17 protein-coding genes and 1 pseudogene are annotated in these 17,560 nt (G+C 64.1%); 9 read left to right on the top strand and 9 right to left on the bottom strand.

Annotated elements, in window-relative coordinates; genetic code table 11:
• Positions 1–16: 16 nt before the first annotated feature.
• Both tsaE and IFT57_RS15770 read right to left on the bottom strand, forming a co-directional pair.
• Positions 17–487, bottom strand: a complete 471-nt coding sequence (tsaE, locus tag IFT57_RS15775; protein WP_192048114.1) for a tRNA (adenosine(37)-N6)-threonylcarbamoyltransferase complex ATPase subunit type 1 TsaE — start codon at positions 485–487, stop codon at positions 17–19.
• A pseudogene (locus tag IFT57_RS15770) lies at positions 475–1,281 on the bottom strand (NAD(P)H-hydrate dehydratase); the annotation flags it as partial. The gene tsaE and the pseudogene IFT57_RS15770, both read right to left, overlap by 13 nt.
• Before the next feature lie 141 nt (positions 1,282–1,422).
• Between IFT57_RS15770 and queG the strand changes: the two are divergent.
• Positions 1,423–2,493, top strand: coding sequence for a tRNA epoxyqueuosine(34) reductase QueG (queG, locus tag IFT57_RS15765; protein WP_192151993.1), 1,071 nt, complete (start codon positions 1,423–1,425; stop codon positions 2,491–2,493).
• On the opposite strand, the gene IFT57_RS15760 is transcribed toward queG, so the two are convergent.
• The 3 genes from IFT57_RS15760 to IFT57_RS15750 form a co-directional block, all read right to left on the bottom strand.
• Complete coding sequence (locus IFT57_RS15760) at positions 2,478–3,086, bottom strand: trimeric intracellular cation channel family protein (RefSeq protein ID WP_122714612.1); 609 nt, start codon at positions 3,084–3,086, stop codon at positions 2,478–2,480. The two genes, queG and IFT57_RS15760, sit on opposite strands and share 16 nt — an antisense overlap.
• Before the next feature lie 135 nt (positions 3,087–3,221).
• Positions 3,222–3,494 carry a hypothetical protein gene (locus IFT57_RS15755; protein WP_192151992.1) on the bottom strand — a complete coding sequence of 91 codons (273 nt, stop codon included), beginning with the start codon at positions 3,492–3,494 and terminating at the stop codon, positions 3,222–3,224.
• 89 nt (positions 3,495–3,583) lie between these two features.
• Complete coding sequence (locus tag IFT57_RS15750) at positions 3,584–4,282, bottom strand: glutamine amidotransferase (protein ID WP_192151991.1); 699 nt, start codon at positions 4,280–4,282, stop codon at positions 3,584–3,586.
• A gap of 28 nt (positions 4,283–4,310) precedes the next feature.
• Between IFT57_RS15750 and IFT57_RS15745 the strand changes: the two genes are divergently transcribed.
• Positions 4,311–5,621: an aminotransferase class I/II-fold pyridoxal phosphate-dependent enzyme gene (locus tag IFT57_RS15745; protein ID WP_192151990.1), complete on the top strand. Its 1,311-nt coding sequence runs from the start codon at positions 4,311–4,313 to the stop codon at positions 5,619–5,621.
• Positions 5,622–5,699: 78 nt separating this feature from the next.
• Here IFT57_RS15745 and orn read toward each other — a convergent pair whose 3' ends face one another.
• Positions 5,700–6,242, bottom strand: coding sequence for an oligoribonuclease (gene orn, locus IFT57_RS15740; RefSeq protein WP_192151989.1), 543 nt, complete (start codon positions 6,240–6,242; stop codon positions 5,700–5,702).
• Between the two features lie 95 nt (positions 6,243–6,337).
• Here orn and rsgA point away from each other — a divergent pair, with 95 nt between their 5' ends.
• Positions 6,338–7,369, top strand: coding sequence for a small ribosomal subunit biogenesis GTPase RsgA (rsgA, locus tag IFT57_RS15735; protein ID WP_192151988.1), 1,032 nt, complete (start codon positions 6,338–6,340; stop codon positions 7,367–7,369).
• On the opposite strand, the gene IFT57_RS15730 is transcribed toward rsgA, so the two are convergent.
• Entirely contained in the window at positions 7,363–8,301 is a 939-nt protein-coding gene (locus IFT57_RS15730) for a LysR family transcriptional regulator (RefSeq protein WP_192151987.1), read from the bottom strand. The two genes, rsgA and IFT57_RS15730, sit on opposite strands and share 7 nt — an antisense overlap.
• A 98-nt stretch (positions 8,302–8,399) precedes the next feature.
• On the opposite strand from IFT57_RS15730, the gene IFT57_RS15725 reads away from it, so the two are divergent.
• Both IFT57_RS15725 and IFT57_RS15720 read left to right on the top strand, forming a co-directional pair.
• Positions 8,400–9,575 (top strand): aspartate aminotransferase family protein, encoded by a 1,176-nt coding sequence (locus IFT57_RS15725; RefSeq protein ID WP_192151986.1) that lies wholly within the window; start codon positions 8,400–8,402, stop codon positions 9,573–9,575.
• Positions 9,576–9,772: 197 nt separating this feature from the next.
• A complete protein-coding gene (locus tag IFT57_RS15720) occupies positions 9,773–10,240 on the top strand; it encodes a toll/interleukin-1 receptor domain-containing protein (RefSeq protein ID WP_192151985.1) in 468 nt (155 codons plus the stop codon).
• A gap of 34 nt (positions 10,241–10,274) precedes the next feature.
• Here the strand turns inward: IFT57_RS15720 and motB are convergent, their stop codons facing one another.
• On the bottom strand, positions 10,275–11,300 hold the full coding sequence (gene motB, locus IFT57_RS15715) for a flagellar motor protein MotB (protein ID WP_122714601.1): 1,026 nt from the start codon (positions 11,298–11,300) through the stop codon (positions 10,275–10,277).
• 3 nt (positions 11,301–11,303) lie between these two features.
• Entirely contained in the window at positions 11,304–12,155 is an 852-nt protein-coding gene (gene motA, locus IFT57_RS15710; RefSeq protein ID WP_122480391.1) for a flagellar motor stator protein MotA, read from the bottom strand.
• Positions 12,156–12,324: 169 nt separating this feature from the next.
• Between motA and IFT57_RS15705 the strand changes: the two genes are divergently transcribed.
• From IFT57_RS15705 to IFT57_RS15690, 4 genes are all read left to right on the top strand, one after another.
• Positions 12,325–13,845: an HDOD domain-containing protein gene (locus IFT57_RS15705; protein WP_342030362.1), complete on the top strand. Its 1,521-nt coding sequence runs from the start codon at positions 12,325–12,327 to the stop codon at positions 13,843–13,845.
• Between the two features lie 43 nt (positions 13,846–13,888).
• Entirely contained in the window at positions 13,889–14,704 is an 816-nt protein-coding gene (locus IFT57_RS15700; RefSeq protein ID WP_192151984.1) for a rhodanese-like domain-containing protein, read from the top strand.
• A 9-nt stretch (positions 14,705–14,713) separates the two neighbouring features.
• Positions 14,714–15,613, top strand: a complete 900-nt coding sequence (gene asd, locus IFT57_RS15695) for an archaetidylserine decarboxylase (RefSeq protein ID WP_122796538.1) — start codon at positions 14,714–14,716, stop codon at positions 15,611–15,613.
• 155 nt (positions 15,614–15,768) lie between these two features.
• Positions 15,769–17,550, top strand: coding sequence for a molecular chaperone (locus IFT57_RS15690; RefSeq protein ID WP_192151983.1), 1,782 nt, complete (start codon positions 15,769–15,771; stop codon positions 17,548–17,550).
• The last annotated feature ends 10 nt before the right edge of the window (positions 17,551–17,560 follow it).

Raw genomic sequence — 17,560 nt, 5'->3', positions numbered from 1 at the left:
ACCTAACCCCATCAATTTATTTGGATTTCTGTGCCACAGCGGCACACCAGGACTCACCGCGTGAGCCCTGTGGCGATAACTTCAACAGCCTTCCAGCCGCTTGCGGGCTTATGGTAATGGTCAGGTCCGGCTTTGGCAAAAAGCCTGCGCCCTGTCGGGGCCACTCGATCAGGCACAAGGCGTCCTCTTCAAAGTAGTCGCGGATGCCCAAGTACTCCAATTCCTCTGGATCAACAAGACGATAGAGGTCGAAGTGAAAGGCTTTTATAGGGCCGATCTCGTAGGGCTCGACCAGGGTGAAGGTGGGGCTCTTGACTGCCCCAACGTGGCCCAGGCCGCGGATCAAGCCTCGGGAAAAGGTGGTCTTGCCGGCGCCCAGATCACCCTCCAGAAAGATCAATCCGCCGCCTTGGGTAATCTCTGCCATGCGCGCACCGAACGCGAGCATGGCCGGCTCGCCTTCCAGGTAGATTTCTACTTCAGACACGGATAATGCTCCTCGAGCAACTGACGAATGGCAGGTATCAGATCGCTGGCCGCCAAACCACGGCCGCCCTTGCCCAGACGCTCTCCGGCGCAGGCATGCAGCCACACCCCCAGGCAGGCCGCATCGAAGCCATCCATGCCTTGGGCACGCAGCGCGCCGACCAGCCCGGCGAGCACGTCGCCCAAGCCACCGGTGGCCATGGCGGGATGACCCTGCTCGCAGATCGCCAGGCGCCCATCGGGCGCTGCAATCAGGCTGCCCGCACCCTTGAGCACGCACACCGCCGAATACTGACGAGCCAGGCGCAGGGCCGCCGCCGGGCGATCGTCCTGAACTTGCGTGGTGGAGATACCGAGTAGTCTGGCCGCTTCCCCTGGATGCGGGGTCAGCACGGCATCGGCCGGCAGCGCCACCGCGCCCTGAGCCAACTGATTCAGTGCATCGGCGTCCCAGACCTGAGGCTTGTCCTGGCTGGCCGCCACCGACAGCAGGCTGCGGCCCCAGCTGGCTTGCCCCAGGCCGGGCCCGACCACCAGCACCGTGGCAGCCTCGGCCAACGCGCGGAGCTGGTTGGCCGAGGCGATATCGGCAACCATCACTTCCGGCAGACGCGCCAGCGCCGGCGCCACGTGCTCGCCGCGGGTGGCCAGCGTTACCATGCCGGCCCCGCTGCGCAGGGCACTCTGCGCGCTGAGCAAGGCCGCACCGCCGGTGCCATGGTCGCCACCGATCACCAGTACACGGCCATACATGCCCTTGTGCGCATCCATCGGCCGCGCGGCCAGAACCGGCAAGGTGGCCGGGTTGAGTTGCACGGCGGGCGAAGGCTGGCGTTGCCCTGCGTCGGGAATTTGCGTGTCTGGCGGCATGCTTGAACCTTTGCTGTCGATGTCTGGCAGAATTATACCCACCTCCGCACCGGTTTCCTCGCTCGCATGTCTGCTCCCACCATCGACCTTCCCGCCCTGGCGCTCTCCATCAAGCAATGGGGACGCGAACTGGGTTTCCAGCAAGTCGGCATCGCAGGCCTGGACCTTGGCGAGCATGAACGACACCTGCAGCGCTGGCTGGAGGCTGGCTACCATGGCGAAATGGACTACATGGCCGCCCATGGCAGCAAGCGCTCACACCCTGAGCAACTGGTGCCGGGCACCTTGCGGGTCGTTTCGCTGCGCATGGACTACCTGCCCGGCGACACACAAATGGCGCAACGCCTGGCCGAGCCGGAAAAAGCCTACGTCTCGCGCTATGCACTGGGCCGCGACTACCACAAGCTGATCCGCAAACGGGTGCAGCACCTGGCCGAGCGCATCCAGCAGGACATCGGCCCGTTCGGCTTCCGCGCCTTCGTCGACAGCGCGCCGGTGCTGGAGAAAGCCATTGCCCAGGAAGCGGGGCTGGGCTGGATCGGCAAGAACACCCTGGTACTCAACCGCAAGGCAGGCAGCTACTTCTTCCTCGCCGAACTGTTCGTCGACCTGCCGTTACCGGTCGACGAGCCCCACGCCAGCGAGCATTGCGGGCGCTGCACGGCCTGTTTGGATATCTGCCCTACCGCCGCCTTCGTCGGGCCCTACGTACTGGATGCTCGTCGCTGCATTTCCTATCTGACTATAGAGCTCAAGGGCCCCATTCCTACCGAGCTGCGGTCGCTGATCGGCAACCGTGTATTCGGTTGCGACGACTGCCAGATCGTCTGCCCGTGGAACCGCTTCGCCCGCCCTTCGGGCGAAGGCGATTTCCAGCCGCGGCATCAGCTGGACAATGCAGAGCTGGCGCAGCTGTTCCTCTGGGATGAAGACCGGTTTCTGAGCAGCACCGAAGGCTCGCCCCTGCGCCGCGCCGGTTACGAGCGCTTTCTGCGCAACCTGGCGGTCGGGCTGGGCAACGCGCCGTCGAGCATCCCGGTACTCGAAGCCTTGAAGGCACGCCGTGAGCACCCCAGCGAGCTGGTCCGCGAACACGTCGAATGGGCCCTCGCAGCCCATGCTCAACGGTCGTCGTAGACGAACTTGGGCATTTCCCAGTGGAAGCGGATAGCCAACAGGCGCAGCAGAAAACCGCCGAACAGGGTGATCGACAGCGCCTGAATCGGCACCAGCTCCAGGTAGGTGCAACCCAGAAAGCACCACGCCGCAGCGAATGAGACGCTGGCATACAGCTCGCGGCGGAACACCAGGGGAATGTCGTTGCAGAGGATATCGCGCAAGATGCCGCCGAAGACCCCGGTGATCATGCCGCTGATGGACGCCACCAGATAATCGTGACCCAGCTCCAGCGCGGTCATGGTGCCGATCAACGTGAATGCCACCAGCCCCAACGCATCGAGCACCAGAAACAGCGAGCGCAGGCGGCGCATGAGTGGCGCGATGAAAATCGTCACCAGCGCCGCCACGCTGGTCAGCACCAGGTATTCGGGGTGCTTGACCCACGTCAGCGGATAGTGGCCCAGCAACACGTCGCGCATCGAGCCACCGCCGAGCGCGGTCACACAGGCGATCAGCACCACACCGAACCAGTCCATACCGCGCCGCCCTGCGGACAAGGCACCGGTCATGGCTTCAGCGGTGATGGCGATGAGGTAGAGGGTCAGCAGCATGGGAACCTGGGGCCAAGGCAAATAAGATGATCCACGCGACCCCCATCAGGAGCGCGAGCATCGGTGGGCAACATGATACCGGGCGCAACCCCACGGTGTCCGCTCTGCAGAGGGTCGGTACACCGCGTCAGTGCTTCATTTGCAAACTGCGGAAATGCACTCCAGTGAAGTGCACTCGGCACGCCAGCTTTCGAACATCGGCTGTGCATACAGCAGGCGAATCCCTTCGGGAGTGGATTCCAGCATGCGGCGCTCACCCGTCTTGCGCTGTACGTCCAGGGTGTAGCCTTCGCCGTCGGGGAAGCGGCGAGTGACATCCGCCAGTGCGTGCTCGGCAGCGGCATGCTCTATATCGAACTGGCACCAGTACGCCCGGTGCAAATGAACGGTGACGCGTAGGTGTTCCATGTCCAGTCTCCTGATACTGCTTGGGCAAGTTAAAGGGCGGCACTTGCCGGCGAGCACATGTTGCAACTCGACAGCGAGCGGATCGACATTCATCGCAGGCGCGCCAGCCAGTCGATCAGGATCGTGCTGGCTGCTTGTACGCCTGCAGAACCAATGGCCTGAGCCTGGGCGCGCAGTTCGCGGGGATCGATTCGCTGTTGATGCAGTTCGTTGGCATGGCCGACCAGCCATGCTTCGAGTGCCTGCGGTGCCACCTCGAGATGAAATTGCAGCGCGAGCACCTGATTGCCCACGCTGAATGCCTGATGGGGGCAGGCGTCGGTGCTGGCGAGCAGTGTCGCCTGGGGTGGTATCTCGAATTGGTCGCCGTGCCAATGCAGCACGGGTGTGCCGTGCACCAGCGGCGTGAGGACCGAGGCGCGCCCGGCTTCGGTCAAGGTGACGGGGCCGAAACCGATTTCCTTATGGCCCATGGCGGCAACGTCGGCGCCCAGGGCGCGAGCGATCAGTTGAGCGCCCAGGCAGATGCCCAACAAGGGTTTACCGTTGTCCAGGCGTTGGCGGATGAGCTGGAGTTCGTCCAGCAGGAATGGGTACACCTTTTCATCGAAAGCGCCAATAGGCCCGCCAAGGATTATCAGCAGGTCTGCCGAACTCACATCCAGCGACGCCAACGGGTGCAGTGGCGCTTCTACCATTTGGATGTCATAGCCTTCGGCTTCCAGCACCGGAGCCAGGCAGCCCAAGTCTTCGAAGACGAGATGCCGCAATACCAACGCACTTTTCATTTATGTACCAATACAATAATATGAATGTATGAATACATTATTGACGAAGGCGCGCACTGCCGTCGAGATCGCGGATGCCATCGAGCGACAGATACGGCAAGGTGATTTGCTTCAAAACGCTTCGCTGCCCTCGGTCCGTGACCTGGCCGCGCAGCTCAAGCTCAGTCCCAATACCGTTGCGGCGGCCTACCGAAGGCTGCGCGACAGCGGCATGGTGGTGACCGACGGGCGCCGCGGCACTCGGATCAGCGCGCCTGCGTCGGAGGTCGCCGAACACGGCTTCGTGCTTCCCGAAGGGCTGTGCGACATGGCCAGCGGCAACCTGGATGCCGCGCTGTTGCCAACGCCTGATTCAGCCTGGCTGCTGCACCACGTCAAACAGAATGGTTTCGACCAGTTTGGCGATGACCCGCAACTCTCGCGCCTGGCACGCGACTGGCTGGGCAGCCAGCAGTTGCCCAGTGAACAGGTGGGCGTGTATTGCGGGGCGCTGGATGCGGTGGAGCGAGCGCTGCGTGCGCGCTGCCGACCCGGCGCCACGGTGCTGATCGAAGATCCCTGCTGGCCGCCGTTGCGCGATCTGCTGACCGGGCTGCAGCTCAAGCCGATGATACTGGCCATGGACGACCACGGCGCGCTGCCACCGGCGCCCGAGGTGCTGCGCGGCGCAGCCGCCGTGGTGCTGACTCCCCGTGCGCAGAACCCTACCGGCTGTTCGTTCGACGCCCAGCGGTGGCGGCAGTGGTCGCAGGCCATGCAGGGCGCTACCCAGGCCCTGCTGGTAATCGACGATCATTGGGGGCCGTTGAGCCAGGCCTCGGCTATCGATCTGCAGCCACTGCCGCAACATTGGCTCTATGTACTGTCGACCAGCAAGTTCATCGGGCCCGACCTGCGCGTGTCGATTGCGGGCGCCAGCGCTTCCTTGCACGCCGAGATGCAACGCCAGCAGCGGGTCGGTCCGCGCTGGGTCAGTCTGCTGCTGCAACGGCTGACCGCCCACCTGTGGAACGCGATGCTGCAAGCGGATCGTTTGACGGCAGTTGGCGCCAACTATCGAAGCCGGCGGCTTTCGCTTCTCGAATCGCTCGAACTCAACGGTGTGAGGCTGTCCAGCGCGGGTGAAGGTCTGCACGTGTGGCTGCCGGTCACTGACGAGACATCGACGGTGCAGGCGTTGGCAGCCTCCGGCTGGGCAGTCCAGGCGGGCCAGCCGTTCCGGTTGCAGAGCGGGCCGGCGGTGCGTGTCAGTGTCGGCAACCTGGCTCATGCCGATATCGCGCGGTTGGCTGCCGATATCGCCAGTGCCATGCAGGCACCGCGGCGTCGGGTGTATTGAGAGAGGTAGGCTTGAGGGCCTCTTCGCGGGCTGAGAGCCTGCCACCCACCCCGCTCCCACAGCAGGTTTTTCCGGGCTTCAGAACTTGATGAAGTGCTTGCGGTAGTGTTGCAGCTCGGCGATGGATTCGCGGATGTCGTCAAGGGCCAGGTGGGTGCTGCCCTTCTGGAAACTGTCCTTGACCTCCGGAGCCCAGCGCGCGGCCAGCTCCTTGAGGGTCGAGACATCGAGGTTGCGGTAGTGGAAGTAGTTTTCCAGTTCGCGCATGTGGCGGTAGAGGAAGCGGCGATCCTGGCAGATGCTGTTGCCGCAGATCGGCGACTTGCCCTTGGGCACCCATTGCTCGAGGAAGGCAATGGTCTGCGCCTGGGCATCGGCCATGCTGATGGTGCTCTCGCGCACGCGCTGGGTCAGGCCGGAGCCGCCGTGCTGACGGGTGTTCCACTCGTCCATGCCGGCGAGGATCTCGTCGCTCTGGTGGATGGCGATGACCGGGCCTTCGGCGAGGGTATTGAGGTCGCTGTCGGTGACGATGGTGGCCATTTCGATGATGACATCGTGATCCGGGTCCAGGCCGGTCATTTCCAGGTCGATCCAGATCAGGTTCTGTGGGTTCTGCATGAAAGTCTCCTCGGCGTAGCTGCGCAGTTTAGCGTAGCCGGCCGTGCTAGTATCCCGCCTTCGTCAACACCTGCACTCATTTACACGGAACACACATGGCCAAACGCCAACTGAACCGCCGCCAGAACTGGCGTATCGAAAAAATCCAGGGCGAGCGCGCTGCCCGCGCCGCCAAGCGCGAGTCCCAGGCCCTGGAGACGCTCGAGGGCGGCGACCTGGGCCCCGAGCAGACGGGGCTGGTGATCGCGCACTTCGGTGTTCAGGTGGAAGTCGAGGCACTGGAAGGCGAGCACGCCGGCCAGGTCTGCCGTTGCTATCTGCGGGCCAACCTGCCGGCGCTGGTCACCGGCGACAAGGTGGTCTGGCGCGCGGGCAATCAGGGCATCGGTGTCATCGTTGCCCAACTGCCGCGCAGCACCGAGCTGTGCCGCCCCGACAGCCGCGGGCAGCTCAAGCCGGTCGCGGCCAACGTCGACCTGATCGTCATCGTGTTCGCGCCCATGCCCGAGCCCCATGCCAACCTGATCGACCGCTACCTGGTAGCCGCCGAACACGCGGGTATCCATTCCCTGCTGCTGCTGAACAAAGCCGACCTGATCGACGAGCAGAACGCGCCGGCGCTCAACGCGCTGTTGGCGGTGTATCGCCAGCTGGGTTACCCGCTGCTCGAGGTCTCGGCCCATCAGGGTGATGGCATGCAGCAATTGCAGGCACGCCTGGATGGTCACATCAGCGTATTCGTCGGCCAGTCCGGCGTGGGCAAGTCATCGCTGGTCAACAGCCTGCTGCCTGAAGTGCAGGCCCGCGTGGGTGCGCTGTCGGAATGGTCCGGCCAGGGCACGCACACCACGACCACCGCGCGCTTGTTCCACTTCCCCGGTGGCGGTGAACTGATCGACTCCCCCGGTATCCGTGAATTCGGCCTGGGCCATGTCAGCCGCGCCGACGTCGAAGCCGGCTTCATCGAGTTCGCCGACCTGCTCGGCACCTGTCGTTTCCGCGACTGCAAGCATGACCGCGAACCCGGTTGCGCCCTGCTTGCGGCACTGGACGATGGCCGTGTGCAACAGCAGCGGATGAACAGCTACCGCTCGATCATCGCCAGCCTGACCCAGGACACCTACTGATTCAGGGCACCTGCTGATCCTCGGGCCGGCTGCGGCCCCAGGGTCTGGACGATGTAGTCCACGAATGCACGCAGCTTCGGCGAACGGTATCGCGCCTGTGGATAAAGCAGGTGCATGGGTCTGCCGGGCAAGGCGTATCGAGCCAGTACCTGGATCAGCTTGCCTTCCTCGAGATCGCCGCGCACCAGCACGTCGGGAAGCATCACCAGGCCCATGCCCGCCAAGGCGGCCTGACGCAGCCCGGCGCTGCTGTTGGTGACCAGTCGCCCTCGCACATCGACGCCGATCGTTCCATTCGGCCCCTGCATGGACCACCGTTTTTGCGTCCCGCGCCATTCATCGCCGGGGTTGTACATGAATTGCAGGCACTCGTGCGCAGCCAGTTCTTCGGGGTGGCCAGGCGTGCCATGGCGACGCAGGTAGTCCGGGGACGCACAGATGCTGAGTCGATAGTCGTCCAGGGGACGTGCGATCAAGGTCGAGGGCTCCAGATTACCCAAGCGCAGGGCGGCGTCGTACTGACCGTCGAGCATGTCCTGTACCTGATCGCCGAGGCTGAGGCTGACGCTGATCTGTGGATAACGCTGAAGAAACCCCGCCAACGCCGGCGCCAGGCACTCGGCGCCGAACGTGGGCGGCGCGGTGATCCGCAACAGCCCCTGCGGGGTGCCTTGGGTGTGTTCGGCCCAGCGCTCCGAATCAGCGACCAGCCCCAGCACCTCCAGGCAGCGCTGGTAGTAGGCCTGGCCCGCATCGGTCACCTGCTGACGGCGCGTGGTGCGCAGCAACAGGGTAACGCCCAGACGCTGCTCCAGGGCCTGCAAGTAGTTGCTGACCATGGTCGTGGACAAATCGCAGGCCTTGGCCGCCGCCGTCATGGTGCCTAGCTCAACAACTTTCACGTACACCTGCATGGCTTGGAACAGATCCATTATCAACTCCTGGTGAAAGGTGCTTCCAGTCTAGCGACGTTTATCCATCAGAGCTTGAAGGGAATACTGCAGATTCATTTCCTGCCGAGAGATTCGCGATGAGCGCCAGCCACTTGATGCCCACCTATCAACCCTTGTCCCTGATGTTCAGCCGCGGCCTCGGCACCCGCCTGTGGGATGACGAGGGTCGCGAATACCTGGATGCACTGGCCGGAGTAGCGGTGACCAACGTGGGCCATAGTCATCCCGATGTGGTGGCCGCCATCGCCGAACAAGCTGGGCTGTTGCTGCACACCTCCAACCTGTATGCCATCGACTGGCAGCAACGGCTGGGCGCGAAGCTGGCCGAGAAGTCCGGCCTCGCCCTGGCGTTCTTCAACAACTCGGGGGCCGAGGCGAACGAGACCGCATTGAAGCTGGCCCGCCTGCATGGTCATGCCCGCGGTATTGCCCGACCCCTGGTGGTGGTCATGAACAACGCCTTTCACGGGCGCACCCTGGCCACCTTGGCGGCCAGTGACGGCGCTCACCTGAACGCCGGACTGGGCCAACTGCCGGGGGATTGCCTCAAGATCCCCTTCGCCGACCTCGACGCGCTGGCCAACGTCACCCAGGCGTTCGGCCAGCGCATTGCGGCAGTGCTGCTCGAGCCGATTCAGGGCGAAAGCGGTGTCCATATCGCCTCTGCTGCCTACCTGCGGGCCCTGCGCAAGCACTGCGACAACCATGGCTGGTTGCTGATGCTCGATGAGATCCAGAGCGGCATCGGCCGCACTGGCCAGTGGTTCGCCTACCAGCATGCGGGCATCCAGCCGGATGTGATCACGCTGGCCAAGGCTCTGGGCAACGGCATTCCGATCGGCGCCTGCCTGGCCAACCCGGCAGTGGGCCGCCTGTTCACGCCCGGCAGTCATGGCAGCACGTTCGGCGGCAACCCGCTGGCCTGCCGGGTTGGCTGCACGGTGCTGGATATCATCGAGCGCGAGCGGCTGCTGGAGAATGCCGCGCGTCAAGGGCACGCACTGCTCGAGCGGCTGCGCAGCGAGGTGGGCAACCTGCCCGGGGTCAAAGCCGTTCGGGGCATGGGTCTCATGATCGGCATAGAGCTGGACCGGCCCTGCCGCGAGCTGATGCAGCAGGCGGCGCAGGAGCATGCCCTGTTGATCAACGTAACCCGTGGCACCACCCTTCGCCTGCTGCCGCCCCTGACCCTGAACAACGCCGAGGTCGAACGTATCGTAGCCACGATGCGCGCGCTGCTGCAGGCGCCATAGGGCCGGACAATAGGAACCAACTGTAAGGAAAATTACCTGCGGCGGTAGGGATTGTCTCTTTTCAATGACATCCCTTGCCGCTTAAACGGCATTGAACAATCTTTCAACCTTCCACACTCACGATGAAGGTTTTCCATGTTCGACCTGCCCGTTGCCTGCCTGCGCCTCGCACGACCGACTGCCGGCGGGAGTCGGCGATGAGCGTGTTCATCGGCTACCAGCATGCCGATCATCCACACGCGCTGCGGGTCCGCAAGCAGCTGCGCAGGGCCGGGATCGAGGTACGCATGGACGTGATGGACTTCGAATCGCTGACCACCCTGCATGTCACCGAGACAATCACCGCGCACATCCGCGACTGCACCCACGTGATCCTGATGATGTCCCACAGCAGCGCCCGACGTTGGTGGATACCCTTCTCCATCGGCGAGGCAACCTCGTGGGACCGGCGCATCTGTGTGTATCGAATGGGCGACCAGGCGCTGCCCGAATACCTGGCTCATTGGCCAACCCTGACGCGCACGCAGCAATTGGACTTCGTCATCGAGGCCTACCACCGCGAGGCGGCCCTGCGCATGCCGACCAGTCAGCGTGAAACGCCGCGGCATATGCGAGCGCGAGATATCCACAGGGGCCTGCGCGAACGCATCGGGCGTGGATTCTAGATCGGCCTCAGCGTCTGAAAGGCTGCGCGGCGCATCAGGGCGCGGGCTTGCCCGGTTCGACCATCTTCGTCGAGCCGTCTTCGAACAGATTCAGCCGCTGCCGCAGCTCGCGCGGCTGCACCGGCGCACCGGGATCACCGATCGACGCGCCAGGAGGACTGGCAGCTGGAGGCGCATCGGGGGCTGGCGTTTCCAGGGCTGGTTGCTCGCCTTCGATATCGCGCTGGGCCTTCTTGGTCAGCACCACGATATCGATACGGCGATTGATGGAGTTGAGCGGATCCTTGCGGTCGAACAGCGAAGACGAGCCATAGCCCACTACGCGCGCGATCTGCTCTTCAGGGTAGCTGCCGGCCACCAGCGCGCGGCGCGCGGCATTGGCGCGGTTGGACGACAGCTCCCAATTGCCGAAGCCGCCCGCCGCACTGCCGGCGTAGGGCTTGGCATCGGTATGGCCGCTGACGCTGATCTTGTTCGGCACCGCCTTGATGGTGTCGGCCATGGCCAGCAGGATGTCCTCGAAATAGGGTTTGAGTCGCGCACTGCCCAGGTCGAACATCGGCCGATTCTCGGCGTCGGTTATCTGGATGCGCAAGCCGTCCTGAGTGATTTCGAAGAGGATCTGGTCCTTGAATTTCTGCAGCAGGGGGTTTTCGTCGACCTTGTTCTGCAGTTCCTGCAGCAACAATTCGAGGCGTTCCTTTTCAACCTGCTGGGCCACTTGCTCGGCCTGCTCGGCCGCGACCTGAGTCGAGGTCTCGGGCTTGGGCGGCGACACCTCGACGTCCGGATTCAGCGTCTTCTCGGGCGATAGCTGGGGCGAGCCGCCCAGGTCGATGACATAGGGCGTGCCGCTTTCGGAGAAGCCGATCGGGTCCTTGAAGTAGCCGGCGATGGCGATTTTCTGTTCAGGCGTGGCTTCGGACAACAGCCACAACACCAGGAAGAACGCCATCATCGCCGTCGCGAAGTCGGCGAACGCGATCTTCCAGGCGCCGCCGTGATGGCCGCCGCCAAAGCGCTTGACCCGCTTGACGATGATGGGCTGGTTGTTTTCCATGACTCAGCGACCGCGTACGGCTTGTTCTAGTTCGGCGAAGCTGGGCCGGTGCGCCGGGTACAGCACCTTGCGCCCGAACTCTACGGCCAGCGACGGCGGCATGCCCGAGGCCGAAGCCACCAGCGACGCCTTGATGGCCTCGTAGACGTTCAGTTCTTCCTTGGCATCATGGGCCAGGCAGGTCGCCAAGGGCCCGAAGAAACCGTAGGCCGCCAAGATACCCAGGAACGTACCGACCAGGGCGGCGCCGACGTGGCCGCCGATCGCTGCCTTGTCGCCATCACCCAGCGAGGCCATGGTCACCACGATACCCAGTACCGCTGCAACGATACCGAAACCGGGCAACGCATCGGCGATACCGGTCACGGCGTGGGACGGGTGCTCGAGCTCTTCCTTCATGCTCAGCAGCTCCATGTCGAACAGGCCTTCGAGTTCGTGCGGCGCCATGTTGCCCGACGACATGATGCGCAGGTAATCGCAGATGAAGGCCATCATCTGCTCGTCCTTGAGAAGGGCTGGGTACTTGGCGAAGATCGGGCTGGCGGCGACGTCCTCGATGTCGGCCTCGATGGACATCATGCCCTCGCGACGGCTCTTGTTGAGAATCTCGAACAGCAGGCTCAGCACTTCCAGATAGAAGGCATGGCTGAAGCGCGACTTGAACATCTTCAGCGACTTCTTCAGCACGATCATGGTGGTGCTGCCGGGGTTGGCCTGCAGGAACGCGCCCAGTGCGGCGCCACCGATGATCAGCACCTCGAAGGGTTGCACCAGGGCGGCCAGCTGGCCGTGGGAAAGCACGTATCCGCCCAGCACGCTCGCGAACACGACAATGATGCCGATGATTTTAGCCATGGATAAAAAACACTTCAGAAGTCGGGTTCAAGGACGAAAAAGATGATGTTGAATCTGTTGTTCTCCTTATCGGCAGAACTGCGCCAGACTATAGGCAGCGGTTTTCAAAAGCCAGTTTGGTCCGTTCGTGTAGTCGGCCTGCATTCAGGCATGCATCAGGATAAGCATAGTGTCCAACGCCAAGCCTCAAACCCTAGACACCTGGCTCGCACTGCTCGATGGCGTGCGTCTGCCGATCCCCAGGCTTTACCACGACAAGGTTCGCGCGGCGATCAAGGACAGGCGCCGCTCGCTGCGCGACATCGCCGACCTGATGCAGCACAGCCCGGCGCTGGTGCTCAGTGTGATGCGCGAAGCCAACCGGCATGCCAGCAACAGCCTGGCGGAACCGGCGGAAAGCCTCGAAGTTGCCCTGAATCGGTTGGGGCTGTCGCGCACCGAAGAGTTGTTGATGCGCCTGCCCGCGCTCGAGCCGCAGCAGATGCCCCTGACACTGCGCCAGTTGCAGATGGTCAGCCAGCACGCCAGCCAGCAGGCCAATGGCCTGTTCGCGGCACGGCTGGCACGGCTGTGGCAGGAGATCCACTGGGGCAGCCTGCTGTTCCTGTCGCCGCTCTGGCCCCTGGCTGCCACCTACCCTGAGCTGCTCGACGAATGGGAGCGGCGGGTCATTGCCGAAGGCGAAGCGGCGGCCACGGTCGAGCAGGCCTTGTTCGGCGTACCGCTGCTGGTGCTTTGCCAGGCGCTGGCGCAGAAATGGCGTCTGCCGGCCTGGGTGCTGCACGGTTATGGCCTGCTGCTGGGGGAACGTCGAGCACTGGTGCAGGCGCTGCACATCGCCCGCGACAACCAGCATCGCCTGCGCCAGCAACAGCAGCTGGACGACGAGCCGGCGTTGCGGCGCTGGTTGAACCAACCGGCCAATACCATCCTGATGGCCAACGGTCTGGCCCTGGCGGCGCAGCACGGCTGGTTCACCCCCCACCTGCAGCGCTGGCAGTACCTGAGTTGCCTCTACCTGCAAGTGCCGCTCGAACAGGTGCAGCAACAGGTCCATCAACACGCGGTGCACAGCGCCCGCGTGCACTGGGCTGCCGACTTGTGGCATCCGGCTCGCAGCCTGCCGTGGCCGCCGCAGCACACGCTCGCGACGCAGGACAGCGAACCGGCGCCGGCGCCGAGCGAAGCGGCACTGACGGGCTGGCGGCAGCTGTGCACGCAGCTGCTGGCCACACCGACGCCTTTCAACAATGCCTTGCACCTGACCACCTGCGCGCGCGATGCATTGCTGGCGTGCGGCATGCAGCGCGTCATGCTGCTCATGGTCGACCGCAGCCATGGCAGCCTGCGCGTGCACCAGAGCGCCGGGCTGCCCAAGGAGGCGGCTGCGCTGAGCCTGGGCATCGAGCACAGCAGCCTGTTGCAGCGGCTGCTCGCCCAACCGACCCAGTTGCGCATGAGCACTGCCAACAGTGCCCAGCTCCAGGCGCTGCTGCCGGCAACCCTGCGCGCGCTGTTCCGCGGTGAACACCTGCTGCTGCGCTCGCTGGGCGTCGAAGGCCGGGTACACACGCTGCTGGTAGCCGACCAGGGCGGACGCCCGTTTTCCGAGATCAGCGTGCAGGGCTTCGGCAAGACCGCGCAGTGCATCGAGCGCGCGCTGGACACCTTTACCAACCGCAGCCGGTGAGGCTTGCGCTACAATCGCCGTTCCGTTTCGTCTGGAGACCCGAATGCCTGACTTCTCTGGCCTGCCCCTGGTGATCGAGCCCGATGAGCTGGATACCCGGCTCGATGCCGACAACCTGATCGTGGTCGACCTGACCAGCGCCGCACGCTATGCGTCCGGGCACATCCGCGGGGCGCGTTTCGTCGATCCCAAGCGTACCCAATTGGGTCAGCCACCCGCACCGGGGCTGCTGCCTGGGCTGGCGGCACTGGAGCAGCTGTTCGGCGAGCTGGGTCACAACCCGCAGGCGACCTACGTGGTCTACGACGACGAGGGCGGCGGCTGGGCCGGACGCTTCATCTGGATACTCGACGTGATCGGCCATTCGCGCTATCACTACCTCAATGGCGGCATTCTGGCCTGGGAGGCCGCCGGCCTGCCGCTGAGCCAGGACACGCCAGCCAGCGCCGGCGGCCCGCTGCCGCTGACCCTGCACGACGAGCCCACTGCCACCCGCGAGTACCTGCAAAGCCGCCTGGACGCCAGCGACCTGGCCATCTGGGATGCCCGCGGCCCGCTGGAATACTCGGGCGAAAAAGTGCTGGCAGCCAAGGCGGGGCACATTCCCGGCGCAGTCAACCTGGAGTGGACTGCGGTCATGGATCCCGCGCGCCAGCTGCGCATCCACAGCGATGCCGCGCAGATGCTCGACGGCCTGGGTATCACCGCCGACAAGGAAATCATCACTCACTGCCAGACCCATCACCGCTCTGGCTTCACTTATCTCGTGGCCAAGGCGCTGGGCTATCCGCGCGTCAAGGGCTATGCCGGTTCCTGGGGCGAATGGGGCAACCACCCCGACACCCCTATCGAAGTTTAAGGACACTCAATGAAAGATCGCTTGTTCATCATCAGTCAGTACCTGCTGCCCCATCACCTGCTCTCGCGCCTGGCCGGGTGCGTTGCCGAGTGCCGCTCGCGCTGGTTCAAGAACGCCTTCACCCGCTGGTTCGCCGAACGCTACAACGTCGACATGTCGCTGGCCCAGGTCGAGGACCTGAGCGCCTACGAAAACTTCAACGCCTTCTTCACCCGTGCCTTGAAGCCCGATGCGCGCCCACTGGACCCGACCCCCGGTGCGATCCTCTCGCCGGCCGACGGCGCCATCAGCCAGCTGGGCACCATCGAACACGGTCGCATCTTCCAGGCCAAGGGCCACAGCTTCAGCGTGCTCGAACTGCTGGGCGGCGATCCAGACAACGCCGCCCCCTTCATGGGTGGCAAGTTCGCCACCATTTACCTGTCACCCCGCGACTACCATCGGGTGCACATGCCATTGGCGGGCACCCTGCGTGAAATGATCTATGTACCGGGGCGCATCTTCTCGGTCAACCAGACCACCGCCGAGAACGTGCCTGAACTGTTCGCGCGCAACGAACGGGTGGTGTGCATCTTCGACACCGAACGCGGACCGATGGCCATGGTGCTGGTGGGCGCGATGATCGTCGCCTCGATAGAAACCGTCTGGGCGGGCCTGGTGACGCCACCCAAGCGCGAACTCAAGACCTTTCGCTACGACGAAGCCGCTCGCGCGCCGATCCATCTGGAGAAAGGTGCCGAGATGGGCCGCTTCAAGCTGGGCTCCACCGTGGTCATGCTGTTTGGCCCGGAACAGGTCCAATGGGCCCATCATCTGGCCAATCTGTCACCGGTGAACATGGGCCAGGGCCTGGGACTTGCGCACAGTTCGACCGCGGCCGCGTCGGCGACACCTCCCCCGGTGATCTGAGCCGCGCGGACGGCACGGCGCAGCCTCGGCGACATCGGGGCTGCGACCGTTATCCAATGCTGTTAGAGTCCTTGCATACGGCCAAATGAATGGCCTGTCTTTTTTCGTCGTTCAAGCCCTCGAGCGACGACCTGAGTTGAACCAGGAAACGACCGATGTCGCCACGCCCCCATCTGTTGTTGCGCGCACCGACGCCATCGCAGTTGAGCCTGACCTTCTGCGAAGCGACCCCGCGCGACCTCAAGCGCTGGATTGCCAAGCTGCCCAAGGCCAATCTGGGGGAAACCGCCCGGTTGCTGTACCAGGGCCTGGGCGAACTCAACCAACTGCTCACGCCCAGCGAAAACCGCCTGCAACTGCTCGAGCTGCTGCGGCCCGAGGTGTATTTCGTCTGCAAGCATCTGGAACGACACTTCCTCAACCAGTCTATCGTTCTCGACGAGCGCTCGCGCAAGGTCGCCAACCTGTGCCAGGCCCTGCAGAACCATCTGGCCATCGGCTACAAGCAGATCGTGCTGCGCATTAGCGCCACCTACGCGAAAGACCGTGCCTCCAAGGATCGCGCCACCCTCCTGGCCACCGCTGCGCAGCGCGCCCTGCACTGTCTGAATGGGCCGGTGATGCGTGCCAGCCTGCTGTACTGTCCGGTGCCTGACGGGGTCTGGCTGGAATTGCACCAGCTGTACCAGGCGGCTCTGGCGCATCAGTTGCAGAACGTTCCGATCAACGATCCGCTGGCCGCTCATGGCACGACCCTGAGCGTGCAGCAAAGCTACACCGCCGCCTTGTTGCTGGGCAGCTCACGCTGCAACCAGATGCGCCAGCAGGCGATCCTGCGCCTGGCCGAGGTGCTCGAGGCATGGAGCCTGCTGGTGCGTGTGCAGCCTGCCACCCTGGCTTCGAGCCTGTTCGCCATGGCGCCCGACGAAGACAGCCCGCCGCGCTACAAGACGCTGTATGAAGAGGATCAGTTGCCGCTGCTGGTGGGGCTCGATCCGGCCGATCTGGTCGAGGCCATCAAGGCGCATCTGGAAATGCCGGTCGAGCAGCGTGCGCAGTCGCGCCTGATCCCCAGCAACTTCAGTATCGATCTGCTGCAACACGTGGCGGCCGCCTGGGGCGATGTGGCAGAACGTACCTTCACCCGCACCCCTGGCCAGGGCAACCTGACGGTGTGCATCGGTATGAGCGCGCTGCATTACTACATCGGCGGCGAACGCTCCTTCAGCGAGATCCTCAAGCGCCCGGCCCTTTCCCAGAGCGCACAGTTCGTGCCAGGCGCCGCCACCCAGTCCTGGAGCAGGCCGACCGAAACCGATCGGCACGGCGACTACGAAGAAATCCAGTACGACCTGCCAAGCGGCGAAGGCAGCGGCGCCGCCAGCGCGTCCAACAATGACCAGCACTTCCCTACCTACGCCCTGCAGATCGTCAACCACAGCCCCGGCGGCTACTGCCTGGCATGGCCAAGGGAAGTCCCGCCGCAGCTGCAGGCCGGAGAAATGATCGGTATTCAGGACACTCAGGCCCAGGGCTGGAGCGTGGCGGTGGTGCGCTGGATCCGTCAGGTGCGCAGTGGCGGTACGCAGATGGGCATCGAGCTGGTGGCACCGCACGCGCAGCCATGCGGTCTGCAACTGGTACGCGTCAGCGAGCAGAACAGCCAGTTCCTGCGTGGCCTGTTGCTGCCGGAGATCCGCGCCATCGACATACCCGCCTCCCTGCTGGCGCCGCGCATGCCGTTCCAGGAAGGCAACAAGGTGATCATCAACACCCAAGGTGAAGAACGCCCGGCCGGCCTTGGTCAGCGCATGACCGGCACCGGCAGCTTCAACCAGTTCGAATACCACCTGCTGGAAGTGGCCAAACCGGCGCCGGCCGGTGCCGACGATGCTGCACCCGAAGAAGACTTCGATTCGCTGTGGAAAGACCTCTGAACCAGCCTGC

The organism is Pseudomonas sp. CFBP 13719, assembly GCF_014842095.1.
Lineage (GTDB): Bacteria > Pseudomonadota > Gammaproteobacteria > Pseudomonadales > Pseudomonadaceae > Aquipseudomonas.
Note: the sequence above shows the minus strand (reverse complement) of the source record. Positions and strands in the feature narration are given on the sequence as shown.